We start from the raw sequence: 14,628 nt of genomic DNA on the forward strand, positions 1-14,628 counted from the left end.
CGTCTGGACGGTATGGAGATGCTGCGCACAGCCACTGCTCGGTACCAGGATCATGCCCTCGCGGTGCTGCACTTCACGGTAGCCAGACCAATGCTTCCCCTGCTGCGAGCCGTCGGCCACCGTCCCGCTGCCGAACCGGACCCTCTCGCGGGTCCTTTCGCGCCCGAACTGCTTCTCAGTGACGTTGCCGAAGTCCGTGCGGGAAGCGGCACGTTCGCGCTTGCCCGCCCGTACACCATCGCCTTCCTCACTCCCGAAGCCCATCACACACCGGCGCTCCGGCCCGATCCCACGGCAGGTCTTTCCCCGTCCGCCGACCAATGGCTGTGGCAATTGGCCTCGCGATCGACCTCGGCCGACTTCCCCCTGGCACCAGAGATCGCCGCGGACGAGTTCAGGCACGCCGTACGCATTTCAGCCGACTGGAGTGCGCTGGTACTGCGGCACGGTGCCGCTTTCCTCGGTCACCGTGCCGACACCGGTGACGGAGACTTCTACGAGTTCGGAGCGCTGCACGCCCGTACCGTCTACCTTGATGCACTACTCCTCGGCTCTCTGCAGCGCGACCACATCGAAGAACTCACCGACGAGCTCTCCGAGGTCTTCGACGGAGCACGACTGGCCCGCAGAGTCGCCGCGTTGGAGAGGAAGATCGCGCACTTCCGCAGCACCTACTGGCGTCAGCACCTGACCGCGCATGGCCCGGCCAATGAGCTGCTGCTCGCCTTCCAAGCACAGCATCGGTTGCCTGTCCGCTTCGCCGAAATCCTGGCAGAGGCAGCGGACAACAGTCGGATCGTTCAGACTCAGGAGAGCCAGCAGATCAGTGGGGCCCTCGGCGTTCTCACCATCCTCGGGCTTCCCCTCGGTTCCGCGCTCGGCATCCTCCAAGTCCTGGGTGACGAGTCAGTGGCCCACCTGCTCATCGCTCTGGCTCTCTCCGTAGCGGCTACCGCCGCCGGCCTCAGCACCCGATACGGCCGCTTGGTGATCTCGTCCTTGCGCGGAGGCATCGGATAGGTTCCGCGCGGGAGGCGCACCACAGCGCTCGGGGAACGGGCGCGTGCTCTTCCTCCACCGCAGCCTCCGGCCGGTCCTGGCCCAGGATCCGGTTGCCACGCGCCGGTTCGACTCGGGCGCCGCCAGGGCCGCGGTCAGAGCGTCGAGCGCGTCGAACAGCAGTCGTGGTTTGGGCGGAGCTGCAAAGCCGTTGCTGCTCCCACCTGGATGTCCGGTGCCGGTGCTTCGAAACTCTTCCCGCCGCGCTTACAACAAGTGGTCGGCCTTGCCGGCCTTGATGTCGCGGATGAGGGTGGTGAGGGCTTCGCGGGTGTCGGTGAGGTACGTGTCCTCCTGACCCGCGAGTGCTATGTATGCGTTGCCGTCGGTGTCGGTGCCGATGCGGAAGCAACTGTTGCCTTCTCCGCAGAAGGGGTCTTCCCAGGTGATCTCGTTCATGGTGTGCTCCTCATAGCTCCCGGACGAGGCTGTGGATGAAGTCGCGCGAGGCGCTCACGGACAAACATTCCTTGTCCATCCACTCCAAGTGGGCTCGGTATTTGGCGAGGTGCGGCTCGGTGTGCAGGAAGTCTGGACCGTGGGCTGAATCCACTTGAACAGTATCGAGTTGTGGCACGGCTCCCTCCGCGTAGAGCAGGGACTGCCCGGCGCCAGGAAAGCTGCCGCGTGCGACGGGCACTACGCGGATGGTGATGTTGTCCTTCTCGGATGCCGTGATCAGCGCGTTGAGCTGACTCCGCGTCGCATCGTCACCGCCGAAGCGCATGCGCAGTGCCGCTTCGTGAACGTAACCCACGAAGCCGACGGGGTGTTCCCGGTTCAGCACTTGTTGCCGTTCCACGCGGTGGGCTACGCGAAGTTCGACTTCGAGGCGCGACAGCGCTGGGAGTACCGCAGCGAAGATGCTGCGGGCGTAGTCCTCGGTCTGTAGCAGGCCGGGTACATGGATGGATTGCACGTTCTGGATGCGAACCGCGTTCCACTCCAGTTCCGCGATGTCCAGCAGCCCCGGCGACAGCCGACCCCGGTACTCGTCCCACCAGTTCCGCCGCGAGGGCACGGCGAGTTTCAGGAGCGCGGTTGCGAATGCCTCGTTGATGCACTCGCAGTGGGTGATCAGGGTCTGGAGCCGGTCGGGGTTGATGTTGCGGATACCTGACTCGATGTTCGAGATCTTGCCGCGATCGACGCCGAGCAGTCCGGCCGCGAACTCGGCGGACATGTCCACGCCGGTGCGCAACTTCCGGACCTCGATGCCAAGCCGCCTCTGCCGCTGCGTGGGTGTTGTCCGTGAGGCCATGCGAACCCCTCCTGTTGGTTCAGCGTCCAGTCCGCCGAGCATCACCATACCGCCCCTGTGGGGGCTAATTTTCCAACTTGAGATGGCGTAACGCCCACTTAATGCCCTACCTTCGGTGATGCGGCGCTCACGTACAGCGAAACAGATGCGCATCCCGCGAGCCTGCCCGCCTCCTCCTGCCCTGGGAGGGGCGTGCTCGCGTCAGGGAGACATACAACTGCTCGCCGCACGTCGCAGGCGTCCACCGACACAACAACCAACGCATCAGCGAGCGGAGTTGTCATGCCTGAGAGCGAAACCACACCCGTTTCGACGACAAGCGACCCCACCCCCGGCGGGCCGGACGTCGGCGCCCCTGGCTCCGTAACCCCGAACGCTCCGGGCGTGTTCGGCGCGTGCGGCGGCTTCGGGCCGAACCCGGTGGACCCGCCCCTCGCGTCGTGTCCGCCGCCGCTGCCCGGCCTGGAGGAGCCGTCGCCCCGGAACCTCGCGTACAGCCTCACCCTCCCGGCCGGCCTGGCCAGCCCGACCGTCGCGCGGGAGGTCGCCGAACTCGTCCTCGACGTGCACGAGATGGAGCGCCTGATCGATCCCGCCTTGGTGGTGGTGCGTGAACTGGTCGCGTACGCCAGCCGGTTCTCCGGGGACGGCGCGGATGTCTATCTGTTCCTCCGGCAACGGGCCGATACGCTGCGCGTCACCGTGCGCGACACTCACGCGGCCCACCCCCACCCCCACCTCGCCGCCCTCTGCGCCGAGCGCCGGCGCTCCGCCCTCGAACGCACCCCCGACGTGGTAGCCGCCTACCGTGGCACCTGGGGCTTCCGCTCCGCTCAGTGCCCGGGTGCCGGCACGTGGACCTGGGCCACCCTCGTGCACACCCCCCGAAGCTGGGCCGCCTGAAAGACAGACGTCATCATCGCCGCCGTGCCGAAGCCGGTGCGGCGGCCCCGGTCGAGCCTGACCGGACGCCCGGCCTCGCTGACGCCTGGATCCGGACTTTGCCGACACCGATGCGGAGCTCGCGTCGGCTGGAGACCTTGAGCACCCCATGTGTGAAGTCACGGGCTGGGGTCGTGGATGCAGTTCTCCGCGGTGAGGTCCGCGAGCAGGTCTTGCGCGATCGCCGTGCCCCGGTCGGAAGCCTCGTCCAGCAGGGCGTTGCACGCGCCGATCTCGTCGAAGGCACGCCGAGCGGTGCGTATCGCCAGGTCGATCATCTCGCCTGGCTCACCGTCCAGCATCCGGGCGGGGTTGAGGACCGGGCACGCACGACGCTGAGATACCGGGGCACGCGGAGAAGCTTGTCGGGGTGGAAGTTGAGCGTGATAAGCGTGTGCGCGCGAATGAAGGAGGTGAGCCGGCAGCGATCCGGGCGAGCGCGGCTTCGGAGTCGGCCGCTCCAGTCATTCGTCCGTAGCGGAGCGCGGCAAGCTGGGCCGAGGTGAGCCGGGCGTCAGTGGCGTTCATCGTGGGAGTGTCGCCGCGAGGAACGGCGGCGACAATCGGATTATCGGCGTGCGGACGCCGTCGTCCCCGCCGTTTCGCTCCAGTAGGTGTGGCCGCGTTCCGGACCGAGGCCGAAGTAGTGGCGGAAGTTGTAGATGAGCGGACTCCACGCTGCGGGGTCGACGTGATCGGTGCCGGGCACGACGATGTCCGGGGCCGCGTGCACCTTCCGTACGACCGCCTCGATGATCAGGAAGCCTCCTGAGACATCGAGCCGTACCCGGTCGGCGTATGCCTCCAGCTGAAGGGGACACTCGGCGACGCGTGGCGGCCCGACCGGGTGGGAGGGTGCGGGGCTGAAGCCGGACGCGGTGAACTTGTCCGGTTCGAAGCGGCACGCGGGCGGCTTGCTCGCGATGACCACATGGCGGGTCCCGGCCGCCGCCAGGGACTCCGTCCCGGAGTCGGTCGAGGAGTCGGTCGCGGAGCCGGTCGAGGAGCCGGTCGAGGAGCCGGTCGGGGAATCCGTCAGGGTGTCCGTCGAGTTGTTCATACGGTCGACGCCAGGACGCGGACGCTTCGGCCCTGGCCGAAGGATCTGCGCTGGTCAGCGGTCCCGGGCCGGTGATCGCTCAGAGCGAACGGAGCCGGGGGAACATCCGGGGGCTCACAAGCATTGAGTCGGTATAGCTCAACTTGACTGCCGAAGGGGAGATCATGGCTGACACCTCCACATCGCTCACGCTTCCCGTGCTGCCGCTCGACGACGAGGTCGTCCTGCCCGGCATGGTGGTGCCTCTGGACCTGTCCGACGCCGAAGTCCGCGCCGCGGTGGAGGCCGCCCAGGCGGCCGCCCGTGACGGGGGCGAGGGCGGCGGCAAGCCCAAGGTGCTGCTCGTGCCGCGCATCGACGGGACGTACGCCGGGACGGGTGTGCTGGGAACCGTCGAGCAGGTCGGCCGGCTCTCCGACGGGGATCCGGGCGCGCTGATCCGCGGCCGTGGCCGCGTCCAGATCGGTGCCGGTACGACCGGGCCCGGCGCGGCCCTCTGGATCGAGGGCATCGCCGTCGACGAGGCGGCGCCCGACCCGCTTCCCGGGTCGGTCACCGAGCTGATCAAGGAATACAAGGCGCTCGCCACCGACTGGCTGAAGAAGCGCGGCGCCTGGCAGGTGGTGGACCGCGTCCAGCAGATCGACGACGTGTCCACGCTCGCCGACAATTCCGGTTACTCACCGTTCCTGACCACCGCACAGAAGGTGGCGCTGCTGGAGACCACCGACCCGGTGGCCCGGCTCAAGCTCGCCACCGAGCAGCTGCGCGAACACCTCGCCGAACAGGACGTCGCCGAGTCCATCGCGAAGGACGTCCAGGAGGGCGTCGACAAGCAGCAGCGCGAGTTCCTGCTGAGGCGCCAGCTCGACGCCGTGCGCAAGGAGCTGCGCGAGATCAACGGCGAGGGCGATGACGACGAGTCCGCGGACTACCGGACCCGTGTCGAGAACGCCGACCTCCCCGAGAAGGTGCGGGAAGCCGCACTGAAGGAGGTCGACAAGCTGGAGCGTTCGTCCGACCAGAGCCCCGAGGGCTCCTGGATCCGCACCTGGCTGGACACCGTCCTCGAACTGCCCTGGAACGAGCGCACGGAGGACGAGTACGACATCAGGGGCGCCCAGGCCGTGCTCGACGCGGAGCACTCCGGCCTGGAGGACGTGAAGGAACGCATCACCGAATACCTGGCCGTGCGCAAGCGGCGCGCGGACCGCGGTCTCGGTGTGGTCGGCGGCCGTCGTGGCGGCGCCGTACTGGCCCTGGTCGGCCCTCCTGGCGTCGGAAAGACCTCGCTCGGCGAGAGCGTCGCGCACGCCATGGGCCGGAAGTTCGTCCGGGTCGCGCTGGGTGGTGTACGGGACGAGGCGGAGATCCGCGGCCACCGGCGCACGTACGTCGGCGCCCTGCCCGGCCGTATCGTCCGGGCCATCAAGGAGGCCGGTTCGATGAACCCGGTCGTCCTGCTGGACGAGATCGACAAGGTCGGCTCCGACTTCCGCGGCGACCCGGCCGCGGCGCTGCTCGAAGTCCTGGACCCGGCGCAGAACCACACCTTCCGCGATCACTACCTGGAGGTCGAACTCGACCTGTCCGACGTGGTGTTCCTCGCCACGGCGAACGTCCTGGAAGCGATCCCGGAGGCCCTGCTCGACCGTATGGAGCTGGTCAGGCTCGACGGCTACACGGAGGACGAGAAGGTCGTCATCGCACGGGACCACCTGCTGCCCAGGCAGCTGGAGCGCGCGGGCCTGGAGCCCGGCGAGGTCACGCTGGAGGACGACGCGCTGCGCAAGCTGGCGGGCGAGTACACCCGCGAGGCGGGCGTACGGAACCTGGAACGCGCCATCGCGCGGCTGCTCCGCAAGGTCGCGGCCGAGCACGAACTGGGCGAGCGGGAGCTGCCGTTCACGCTCGGCGCCGAGCATCTGCGCAAGCTGATCGGCCGGCCGCACCACGTGCCCGAGTCCGCCCAGGACCCGGCCGAGCGCCGCACGGCGGTGCCGGGCGTGGCCACGGGCCTCGCGGTCACGGGCGCGGGCGGTGACGTCCTCTACGTCGAGGCGTCGCTGGCCGACCCGGAGACGGGCGGCTCCGGCCTGACCCTGACCGGACAGCTCGGTGACGTGATGAAGGAGTCGGCACAGATCGCGCTCTCCTTCCTCCGCTCGCGCGGCGCCGAAGTGGAGCTGCCGGTGGCGGATCTGAAGGACCGGGGTGTGCACATCCACTTCCCGGCGGGCGCGGTGCCGAAGGACGGCCCGAGCGCGGGCATCACGATGACGACGGCCCTGGCCTCGCTGCTCAGCGGCCGGCTGGTCCGCACGGACGTCGCCATGACCGGCGAGGTCTCGCTGACCGGACGCGTCCTGCCCATCGGCGGCCTCAAGCAGAAGCTGCTGGCCGCGCACCGCGCGGGCATCACGACGGTCGTGATCCCGAAGCGCAACGAACCCGACCTGGACGACGTCCCGGCCGAGATCCTCGACAAGCTGGAGGTCCACCCGGTGACGGATGTCCGCCAGGTCCTGGACATCGCGCTGGCCCCGGCGGAGGTCCTGGTATCGGCCGCGGCCTGACGTACCCGCCCCGGCACGTCGGCCCGAACCCGGCCGGCGCATGACAACGCGGTCCCGACCGGCCCTCCGTTCCGGTCGGGACCGCGCGCTGTCGTGGTGCGGTCAGCGGGGGAGCGCCGCGGTCAGCCGTTCGCCAGGGCCTGGACCCGGTCCAGGGCGCCGTTGAACCGGTTGTGGTCACCGACGATGGGGCCCGTCGAGGTGTACTGCCAGATCGTCTGGAAGCCCCAGCCCGCCGGCAGCTCGCCGATCGTGGTGTTGTAGCGGGCGATCCAGAGCGGGTTCGTGGTGCCGAAGCCCGCGTAGTTGCCGGTGCAGGTCTTCCACCAGCTCGTGGCCGTGTAGATCACGGCGTCGCGGCCGGTGCGGGCCTTGTACGTGTTCAGGAAGTCGCGGATCCAGGCGACCATCTGGGCCGGTGTCTTGCTGTAGCACTGCTCGCCGTACGGGTTCCACTCGATGTCCAGCACACCGGGCAGGGTCTTGCCGTCGCGCGACCAGCCGCCGCCGCCGTCCACGAAGTAGTTGGCCTGGTTGGCGCCGCTGGAGTCGTTCGGCGTACCGAAGTGGTACGCCCCGCGGATCATGCCGATGTTGTAGGAGCCGTTGTACTGCTGCGTGAAGTAGGGGTTCTTGTAGTAGTTCCCCTCGGTGGCCTTGACGTAGGCCCACTTCACTCCGCTGTTCCAGAGGGACGCCCAGTTGACGTTCCCCTGATGGCCGGAGACGTCCACGCCTTCCGTCTGGACGACGCGATTGCCGCGGGGCAGGCCGCCCTGGCCGTCGTGCGCGATGACGCCCATGCCCATGTGGGCCGAGCCGCGTGCGGGGGTACCGGCCGGTGGGTCGGCCGGGGTGGTGGTGGCGCCCGCCGCACCCGGGAGGGTGAGGAGGAGCGCGAGACTTGCGAGGAGAGCGCCGGCCGCGGTGGCGAACGAACGGCCGGTCGTTCCGGATCTGTGCACGGGCATTGCGTGCCTCCGAAGACCTCGGTGGGGGGATCTCATGACGGGTCTGACACGTCGACATGTAGTGCAATGGACATGCCAGCATTGACGCTACGCACGTAGACCCTTGTCACGGAAGAGCGCCACGCGGCTTCCGTTGGTATAAACCTGCGAAATACTGGCGGAGCTGCGGCAACAGTCGTCGGCGAAAGAAACTTTCAGGAGTGGAAAAGCGCGCGATGGGTGCTGACGTGCACAGAAATGGTACGGCGAAAGATCCCGCCCCCGCCGGAAGCAGTGGTGTGGACCACGAATTCCTGGCATTGGAACGGGAACTGGCGGTCTTTCTGCGCCGCGCTCGGGCCAGCTCCGGCGAAATGGCGCGCGAGGTCCACCCCGAGCTGGAGCCAGCCGCGTACGGACTGCTCGTACGGCTGGAGGAGAACAGCTGTCAGCGGGCTACCGAACTCGCCGCCTATTTCGGGGTCGGAAAGGCGACGATAAGCCGTCAACTGCGTGCCCTGGAGGAACTGGGGCTGGTGACGCGCGAGCCCGATCCCGCCGACGGGCGCGCCTCGCTCGTCCGGATCACCGACGAGGGCCGCACCCGCTTCCGGCGTGTGCGCGACGCGCGCCGTGAGCGGTATGTGCAGAAGCTGGCCGACTGGGACCGCGCCGAGATCGCCGAACTGGCCCGGCTGCTCCACCATCTGAACGCCCGCGCCGAGAGCTGACCGGGGAGGGGGCACCCGCCGCGTCGGCCCGCGGGCCCGCCCCCTACAGGTCCCCCCTACAGGTCCCCCTACAGGTCCCCCTACAGGTCCCCCTACAGGTCCCTCCTACAGGCCCGCCCTCTACAGCTCCACGTACGTCACTGTCGCGTCGTCGCCGACCTTGCCCCGCCGGAACGCCACCCCGTCCGGGTCCGCCGACTCCGAGGCCCTCACCCGGTCGATCAGCTCCTGCGCGCCGTTCTTGCGCACCAGCGCCAGACAGTCCGCCCAGCCGCCCTCCCGGAAGACCTCCACCCAGCGTGCGGCGCCGTCCGTCAGCGCCAGCAGGGCGCGTACCTCCGCCGCCGGCGTACGGCCCGTCACCGCCTTCGCCGCGACCGCCGGGTCCGCCGCCGCCGTGAAGAAACCGCCCTCCACGTTGCGCAGCGCGTCCGCCGTGGCCACCGAGCGCAGCGCCTCGCGCGGGACACGGTCCAGACGGTCGTCCAGTACCGCGCGTACCTCGCCGTCCGGTGACTCCAGCAGCAGCGTCGAATCGGAGAGCACCAGATGTTCGACGGTGTCCGAGTTCCAACGGGCGAGGACGACGGTCGCCTGAGGCGTACGTACGTGAGAAAGGTCACAGGTTTCGCGGTGGGCGTCCGCCGTACGCGCGATCGATGCCGCGAGGATCTCTGCCAGTGGCATATCCCGTCGTGAACCGGACAGTTCGGCGAGCGCGCCACCCAGCCTGGCGGTGAACCAGGGCACCCCGTGTACACATCCGTCGTCCCCGGCCGGGGGTGTCACTCCGTCCAGCACGACCAGCACGCCTCCCTCGCCCCCGGCGGGCAGGGCCACGGAAGTCCAGTCCTCATTGGGCCGTACGGCGGTGCCCGGCGCGGTGGCGAGTTCGATACGCATGCGCACCAGTGTGCATGAGTCTCCAGGCTATCCGCGTGAACTCTTCACGGTGTCTGCACGTCGTGCCGATCGGTCCGTTCCGCCAGGTCGACCGCTCTCATTCGGTCAGAATGAGTCCCGGACGGAGTCGGGCGCGGACACGAAGGGGGCCGGATTGAGGGGACCGGGGAAGCTGCGGGCGCGCATCTTGCCAAAGCGCGCGCGGAAGGTCCACCCGGCGCGCCAGGTTCACGACGGCCTCCGAGTGGGAAGAGTTGTTCGTCAACTCCTTCTTGCTGTTCACTCGTTCAGGTGGCGGAGCGGCCGATGTGCGTCTTCCTCCCAAGGGCGCTGGAATGGTCGACAGCCGTGCCAGGGGTGGGGGTTCTCACGTAGTGACCGGCCGTCACCTCTGCTTCATGGGCGGACGAATCAAGAATGCGAGCACCGGTGCAGAAGAAGCGGCCTCGGGGTAGCGGTGTCGGGCGGGACGAGGCCACCTCGGTCACCACGGCCGGGACCAGTTCGGCCACGAAGGCCGGGAAGAACAAGCCCGGAAGGAACAGGGCCGGAAACGCGCAGGGCGGAAACGCCAAGGCCGGCGGAACGACGGCCGGGATCGCCACGGCCGGGAATTCCACGACCGATGCCGCCAAGGCTCAGGAAGGACGCCGAGTGCGGGTACGCAACCGGCTGGTAGCCGGTGTCGCGGTCCTGGGGGTCACCGTCATCGCGGCAGGCGCCCCCGCCGTACTCACCGCCTCCACCGAGCTGAACGATGCCCAGAACCTGGTCGTCCTCGCCGAATTGAACCGGCAGGCCGTGATTCTCAGCCACTCCCTCGCGGACGAGCGCGACGAGGTCATCGTCTACATCGCCGCGGGCCGCGACGAGCAGCCCGGCGGGACCGGTGACAAGGGCGACAAGGGCAAGCACACGATCTCGGACACCCGCAGTACCCGGGTCGACCGGCAGATCGACGAGATGCGGGCCACCGCGTCCGCCTCACCCGGCCTGCTGCGCGACCTCTCCACCGTCCCCTCCATCCGCCGCACCGCCCTCACCGGCGAGGGCTCCGCGCTGGAGGCGTACCGCGCGTACTCCGAGGTCATCGCCAAGCTCCAGGACCTCGCCGACGAGCTGGCCGAGCGGACCCCGGCCGAGGCCGCCGACGGCACCCGCGCCCCCGCCGCGCTCTCCCGCGCCGTCGAGCAGGCCTCCGCCACCCGCGGACTGCTGCTGGCCGCGCTCGCCGTGCCCGGTCCCACCGACACCGCACCGGAGTACGACCCGATCACCGGGCTCCCCGTCGAGTCCCGGTCCGACTCGGACAGCAAGAAGAGCGACCAGCTCCGCGACGACCTCAGCGCCGACGCGCAGAAGGCACACGTGCGCGAACTCGGCGCGCTCGCCGACTTCGACCAGAGCGCGGACACCGAGGCACGCGAGTCCCTCACCGGCACCGTCACCGGGCCCGAGATCAAGACCGCCGAGGGGTATCTGACGCGGCTCACCGACCGGCCCCAACTCTCCGACGCCGACCGCGAGGCCGACCAGGAGAAGGTCGAATCCGCGCTCTCCGCCAGGATCGACCAGATGCGCGGCGTCGAGTCGGGCCTCGGCACCAGCCAGGTGGAGCGGCTCGAAAAGCTGCGCGACGACGCCGTCACCGGCCTCGAACTGCGGATCGCGCTGCTCGGCGGCTGTCTGCTGATCGCCGTCGGCGTCTCCACCGCCGTCGCCCGTACGCTCACCCGCCCGCTCGCGGTCGTACGGATCGGAGCGGCCCGTCTCTCGGCGGCGCCGGAGACCGAGGAGCCGGTCAGGTTCACCGGCCGAAACGACGAGTTCGCGCAGGTCGTACGGTCTCTCAACAGCCTGCACAGCAAGCTGCTCGACCTCTCCACCCGCGCCGGGGAGCTGGACCGGGAGCGGCTCGGCCTGATCGGCGCGCGCGAGAAGATCGTCGCCCAGCGCGCCGAACTCCAGGAGCGCACGACCGAACTCTCCGCGCAGCTCCAGCGGTTGCGCCACACCGTGCACCACACCTTCGTCAACCTCTCGCTGCGCACGCTCGGCCTCGTGGAGCGCCAGCTCGATGTCATCGAGAGCCTGGAGGAGCGCGAGCAGGACCCCGAACAGCTCGCCACTCTGTTCAAGCTCGACCACATGGCCACCGTCATGCGCCGGCACAGCGAGAATCTGCTCGTGCTCGCCGGCCATGAGCACGGCCGCGGCTCGACCGGGCCCGTACCGCTCGTGGACGTACTGCGCGCGGCCGTCAGCGAGATCGAGCGGTACGAGCGGGTCACGATCCAGTCCCTGCCCCCGCACGCGCAGGTGGCCGGCTTCGCCGCGGACGACCTCAGCCATCTCGTCGCCGAGCTGCTGGAGAACGCCACCTCCTTCTCACCGCCGGACGCCGAGGTCCAGCTCTCCGGCTGGCTGATGGAGACCGGCGAGGTGATGCTCTCCGTACAGGACCAGGGCATCGGCATGTCCGCGGACCGGCTCACCGCGCTCAACGCGCGGCTCGCCGAACCGGACGTCCCCGAAGGGCTCGACAGCGCTCCGCGCGAGCCGCGTGTGGGCGAGCCGGAGGGCGAGGGGCTCGGCCTGCGCGTCGCCGGGCTGCTCGCGGCGCGCTACGGCGTACGGATCGAGCTGCGCGAGCACCAGCAGGGCGGCGTGGCCGCGGTCGTCGTCGTGCCGCAGGCGCTGCTGCCGACGTCCCCGTCGGCCGCCTCGCCGCAGGACGGGGCACCGACCGTCGACGCGGCCCCCGCGCCCCATCTGCCGGGCTCGACGGCGAAGGTCGACTCCCACACGCTCCAAGGCCGTTCGGAGCCGAACCGGCCGACGGCGGACGCCGGGAATCCCGCGGAACCCGCGGTTCCCGCCGAAGCCGCGACCCCGGAGCTCGACCCGCTGGTGGTGGCCGCCGAGGCGGCGATCCGCAGAGCCGAGGCCGAAGAGGCGCACGGACCAAGCGCACCGGAGCGGGACCGTACGCCGGAGCGGGAACGCGCGGCCGAGCGGGACCGTACCCCGGAGCGGGAACGTACATCGGAAGGGGAGCGCACGGCCGACACCGGCGCCGTCGCCGCGTACGGGGCGACCACCCCGGACACGGCCGTCGGCCCGTATGCCATCGGCCCCGACTCCCACGAGCGTGTCCATGACGACGGGCCGCCGACCACCGGCCCCGACCAGGACACTTTCACGATGCGGCTGCCCCGGCAGCCCAAATCCGCCAAGGCGGAGCCGGACGCGCCGACCGACGCGGACGGACCGGGGAGAGTCACCGAAAAGGGGCTGCCCAAGCGCACCCCCAGGATCGTCAAGCCTGCCGCCGCGCCCGCCGCGCGGACCGGCAGTGTGGACGCGGAAGCGCTGCGCCGCAGGCTCGGCGGCTTCCACCGGGGGGCGAAGGAAGGCCGGCGCGATGTCGAGGCCGAACTGACGGAGCAGTCGGAGCAGTCTGACCGTGCTGAGCACGCGGAGCCCATGGCCCCCGCGGCACGGACCGAAGTACATACCCGCGAGACGGGGGAGACAGTCGAGGAGGCACGCAGTTGACTGCGACCGGCACATTCGGACTGAGCAGCGAAGCCCGTAACCTGCACTGGCTGTTGAGCAACCTCGTCGAGGAGGTGCCAGGGGTGCACTCGGTCGCCGTCGTCTCGTCCGACGGACTCCTGTTGCTCTCCTCCGACCCGGGGCTGAACACCGAGGCGGCCACCCCTGTGCGCAGGCAGGGCCCCCGCGGCTCCAGCGCCGACCTGGCCACCATCGTGTCGGGTATCGGCAGCCTCACCATCGGAGCGGCGAAGCTGATGGACGGCGGCGGGGTCAAACAGACCATGGTCGCCATGGAGGAGGGCAGCGTCTTCGTCATGGCGATCAGCGACGGCTCGCTGCTCGGGGTGCACGCCACCCCCGACTGCGACATGAGCGTGGTGGCCTACCACATGGCGCTCTTCGTGGGCCGCGCCGGACACGTACTGACGCCCGAACTCCGCGACGAGTTGCGCAAGTCGATGGAGAGCGACAAATGACGCGGTCCGCCGATCCCGCGCACAGGCTGCCTGTGCGCGATTCGGACCGCAGGCCCGCCCGGGTCCGTCCGTACTCTCTCACCGGCGGACGTACCCAGTTCGGGCATGTACTGATGGTCGAGACCTTCGTCGCCGCGCTCGAAGCGGCCGACGAGCGCAGGGAACTGACGGACGGTTCAGGCGCGTCGCGCATCATGCCGGAGATGCTGGCCATCGTCGAGCTGTGCCGGCGCATGCGTACCGTCGCCGAGGTGTCGGCGCTGCTCAAGATGCCGCTGGGGGTGGTGAGGGTGCTGCTCAGCGACCTCGCCGACCAGGGAAAGATCCGTGTGTACGGGACCGGGCACGAGACCGGCCAGCCCGACCACGCACTGCTGGAAAGGGTTCTGAGTGGACTCCGCCGCCTCTGACGTCATCGCCGCCTTCGGCGTCGCCGGCTCGCCGCCGACCGTTGTCGAACCCGAACGTGAAGAGGATCTCCAGCCCTGGCAGCTGGATCGTACGCGCGCCCCGATCGCCACCAAGATCGTGGTCGCGGGGGGTTTCGGTGTCGGCAAGACGACCTTCGTCGGGTCGGTCTCGGAGATCCCGCCGCTCCAGACCGAGGCGCTGATGACCGAGGCCAGCGCCGAGCTCGACGATCTCAGCGCGACGCCCGACAAGGTCACCACCACGGTGGCGATGGACTACGGGCGTATCACCCTCGACGACGACCTCGTCCTCTACATTTTCGGCACCCCGGGCCAGAAGCGCTTCTGGTTCATGTGGGACGACCTGGTGCGCGGTGCGATCGGCGCCGTCGTACTGGCCGACACCCGACGGCTGCCCGACTGCTTCCCGGCGCTCGACTACTTCGAGAGCTGCGGACTGCCGTATGTCGTGGCCGTCAACCACTTCGAGGGAACACCGGCGTTCGAGCCGGCTGATGTGCGTGATGCCTTGTCGATTCCGTCGAGCGTGCCTGTACTGATCATGGACGCCCGCAAACGGAACACGGCCGTCGAGTCGCTGCTCACGCTGGTGCGGCACGCGCTCGAAGCGTCTCCGGAGTAGGCCCCGTCCGGTCGAGCAGCCTGGGCCGAGGTCAGTTGTGAGCGCCGAGCGTCTCT

General features: G+C 69.4%; 13 protein-coding genes and 1 pseudogene. 8 read left to right on the plus strand and 6 right to left on the minus strand.

Translation table 11 applies throughout. The features are described 5' to 3' along the window. Positions 1-12: 12 nt before the first annotated feature. Positions 13-1,020 carry a hypothetical protein gene (locus tag ACIRQP_RS06020; protein ID WP_403884095.1) on the plus strand — a complete coding sequence of 336 codons (1,008 nt, stop codon included), beginning with the start codon at positions 13-15 and terminating at the stop codon, positions 1,018-1,020. A 246-nt stretch (positions 1,021-1,266) separates the two neighbouring features. On the opposite strand, the gene ACIRQP_RS06025 is transcribed toward ACIRQP_RS06020, so the two are convergent. Next, positions 1,267-1,458 (minus strand): hypothetical protein, encoded by a 192-nt coding sequence (locus ACIRQP_RS06025; protein WP_403884098.1) that lies wholly within the window; start codon positions 1,456-1,458, stop codon positions 1,267-1,269. 10 nt (positions 1,459-1,468) lie between these two features. Beyond that, positions 1,469-2,320, minus strand: coding sequence for a helix-turn-helix domain-containing protein (locus ACIRQP_RS06030; protein WP_403884100.1), 852 nt, complete (start codon positions 2,318-2,320; stop codon positions 1,469-1,471). 282 nt (positions 2,321-2,602) lie between these two features. Here ACIRQP_RS06030 and ACIRQP_RS06035 point away from each other — a divergent pair, with 282 nt between their 5' ends. Beyond that, positions 2,603-3,223, plus strand: a complete 621-nt coding sequence (locus ACIRQP_RS06035) for an ATP-binding protein (RefSeq protein WP_403884103.1) — start codon at positions 2,603-2,605, stop codon at positions 3,221-3,223. A 158-nt stretch (positions 3,224-3,381) separates the two neighbouring features. Here the strand turns inward: ACIRQP_RS06035 and ACIRQP_RS06040 are convergent, their stop codons facing one another. Beyond that, positions 3,382-3,564, minus strand: coding sequence for a hypothetical protein (locus ACIRQP_RS06040; protein ID WP_403884106.1), 183 nt, complete (start codon positions 3,562-3,564; stop codon positions 3,382-3,384). A gap of 266 nt (positions 3,565-3,830) precedes the next feature. Further along, positions 3,831-4,223 (minus strand): annotated as a pseudogene (locus ACIRQP_RS06045) (flavin reductase family protein); the annotation flags it as partial. Positions 4,224-4,486: 263 nt separating this feature from the next. Between ACIRQP_RS06045 and lon the strand changes: the two are divergent. Beyond that, a complete protein-coding gene (gene lon / locus ACIRQP_RS06050; protein ID WP_403884108.1) occupies positions 4,487-6,898 on the plus strand; it encodes an endopeptidase La in 2,412 nt (803 codons plus the stop codon). A gap of 122 nt (positions 6,899-7,020) precedes the next feature. Here the strand turns inward: lon and ACIRQP_RS06055 are convergent, their stop codons facing one another. Further along, complete coding sequence (locus ACIRQP_RS06055; RefSeq protein ID WP_403884111.1) at positions 7,021-7,869, minus strand: lysozyme; 849 nt, start codon at positions 7,867-7,869, stop codon at positions 7,021-7,023. A 215-nt stretch (positions 7,870-8,084) separates the two neighbouring features. Here ACIRQP_RS06055 and ACIRQP_RS06060 point away from each other — a divergent pair, with 215 nt between their 5' ends. After that, positions 8,085-8,579, plus strand: a complete 495-nt coding sequence (locus ACIRQP_RS06060) for a MarR family winged helix-turn-helix transcriptional regulator (protein ID WP_403884113.1) — start codon at positions 8,085-8,087, stop codon at positions 8,577-8,579. Between the two features lie 120 nt (positions 8,580-8,699). Here ACIRQP_RS06060 and ACIRQP_RS06065 read toward each other — a convergent pair whose 3' ends face one another. Next, the gene (locus ACIRQP_RS06065; protein ID WP_403884116.1) at positions 8,700-9,482 is read right to left on the minus strand and encodes a protein phosphatase 2C domain-containing protein; all 783 of its coding nucleotides are present in this window, start codon (positions 9,480-9,482) and stop codon (positions 8,700-8,702) included. A 417-nt stretch (positions 9,483-9,899) separates the two neighbouring features. On the opposite strand from ACIRQP_RS06065, the gene ACIRQP_RS06070 reads away from it, so the two are divergent. The 4 genes from ACIRQP_RS06070 to ACIRQP_RS06085 are packed head-to-tail and all read left to right on the plus strand — an operon-like array spanning position 9,900 to position 14,572. After that, positions 9,900-13,040 (plus strand): nitrate- and nitrite sensing domain-containing protein, encoded by a 3,141-nt coding sequence (locus tag ACIRQP_RS06070; RefSeq protein ID WP_403884119.1) that lies wholly within the window; start codon positions 9,900-9,902, stop codon positions 13,038-13,040. After that, positions 13,037-13,519: a roadblock/LC7 domain-containing protein gene (locus tag ACIRQP_RS06075; protein WP_403884122.1), complete on the plus strand. Its 483-nt coding sequence runs from the start codon at positions 13,037-13,039 to the stop codon at positions 13,517-13,519. Before ACIRQP_RS06070 ends, ACIRQP_RS06075 begins: the two co-directional genes overlap by 4 nt. Further along, the gene (locus ACIRQP_RS06080) at positions 13,516-13,929 is read left to right on the plus strand and encodes a DUF742 domain-containing protein (protein ID WP_403884126.1); all 414 of its coding nucleotides are present in this window, start codon (positions 13,516-13,518) and stop codon (positions 13,927-13,929) included. Before ACIRQP_RS06075 ends, ACIRQP_RS06080 begins: the two co-directional genes overlap by 4 nt. Then, positions 13,910-14,572: a GTP-binding protein gene (locus tag ACIRQP_RS06085; RefSeq protein WP_403884129.1), complete on the plus strand. Its 663-nt coding sequence runs from the start codon at positions 13,910-13,912 to the stop codon at positions 14,570-14,572. Before ACIRQP_RS06080 ends, ACIRQP_RS06085 begins: the two co-directional genes overlap by 20 nt. The last annotated feature ends 56 nt before the right edge of the window (positions 14,573-14,628 follow it).

Source organism: Streptomyces sp. NPDC102274, from assembly GCF_044766385.1.
Lineage (GTDB): Bacteria > Actinomycetota > Actinomycetes > Streptomycetales > Streptomycetaceae > Streptomyces.